Genomic DNA, 1,389 nt, shown 5'->3' with positions numbered 1-1,389 from the left:
CGACCCCGGCGGCACTCCCGGCGGTAAGGCGCCCACCTCGGCGACCACATCCGAATCGGACGCCGGGAACAGTGCTCCGGACGGCGACGTACAACGCGCCACCGAACCGTACCGGGCGCGGCTGCTGACGGTCGCCGGGCAAGGCGCCGGAGCCCAGGGGCGTCGGTCCCCGGCCATCACCAGCAGTGGCCGCACCGTCGGCGCCCGCCGTGCGGACGACGGCGAGCCGGGCAGCCCGCACCTGGTCGCCACGCTCCTGGCTGCCGCCCCGCATCAAGCGGACCGGACAGCCCACGGTGCTCCCCTCGTGCGCCTGCGGCGGGAGGACCTGAGACTGGCTGTACGCGAGGGCCGCGAGGGCAACCTGGTGCTGTTCTGCGTCGATGCCTCCGGTTCGATGGGTGCGCGGCAGCGGATGCGCGAGGTGAAGGCGGCGATCCTGTCCCTGCTGCTCGACGCTTACCAGCGCAGAGACAAGGTCGGGCTGGTGACCTTCCGGGGCGCGGACGCCGCTCTCGCCCTGCCGCCGACGTCCAGTGTGGAGGCGGCCGCGGCCCGCCTGGAGTCGCTGCCGACCGGCGGGCGCACGCCGCTGGCCGAGGGTCTTGGTGAGACGGCTCGCGTCGTCGCTCTCGAGGCGGTGCGAGATCCGCGCCGGCGGCCGCTGATCGTGATCGTCACGGATGGGCGCGCGACGGCCGGCCGGGACGCCGTGCCGAAATCGCAGGTCGCCGCCGCGGTCCTTGCCCGCGAGCTGCAGCGGACCCGGGGTACCGCCGTCGTCGTCGACTGCGAGACCGGGTTCGTCCGGCTGGGTCTCGCGGAGTCACTCGCGGCCAGCCTGAACGCGGAGCACCTGGCACTCGACGGTGTGGCGGCGGGCGGCACCGCGTCGGCGCTGACGTCGACGGTCCGGGCGCACGCCACCGACCGGACAGCCGCATGAACTCGACAACTTCCATGATCATGAACATAAACCGTGCTATTTACACGGTTTATGTTCATGATCATGGAGCGAAGGACAATCGGAGGACCGGATAACCATGCCGCGAGGACAGCCAGCCGCCGTTCCGAACGACGGACTGACCACCCGCCAGCGCCGCAACCGACCGCTGGTGATCGTGCACACCGGAGAGATGAAGGGGAAGTCGACGGCGGCGTTCGGCCTGGCGCTGCGCGGGTGGAACCAGGGCTGGGACATCGGCGTATTCCAGTTCGTGAAGTCCGCCAAGTGGCGGGTCGGCGAAGAGGCCGCCTTCCGCGCCTTGGGCCGGCTGCATGCCGACACCGGTGAGGGCGGCCCGGTCGAGTGGCACAAGATGGGCGAGGGCTGGTCCTGGTCCAGGAAGAAGGGCACGGAGGAGGACCATGCGGCCGCGGCGGCCGAGG

General features: G+C 71.6%; 2 protein-coding genes. Both read left to right on the top strand.

What is annotated here, in order from left to right; genetic code table 11:
* Positions 1-946 (top strand): vWA domain-containing protein (locus ELR45_RS37060; protein ID WP_205856152.1); only part of this gene is annotated, 946 nt, incomplete at its 5' end.
* A gap of 97 nt (positions 947-1,043) precedes the next feature.
* Positions 1,044-1,389, top strand: a 346-nt coding sequence (locus tag ELR45_RS40505; protein WP_240759232.1) for a cob(I)yrinic acid a,c-diamide adenosyltransferase, incomplete at its 3' end; no start/stop codon positions are given.

It is taken from the genome of Phytoactinopolyspora endophytica (assembly GCF_004138495.1).
In the GTDB taxonomy this organism is placed as follows: Bacteria; Actinomycetota; Actinomycetes; order Jiangellales; family Jiangellaceae; genus Phytoactinopolyspora; species Phytoactinopolyspora endophytica.
Note: the sequence above shows the minus strand (reverse complement) of the source record. Positions and strands in the feature narration are given on the sequence as shown.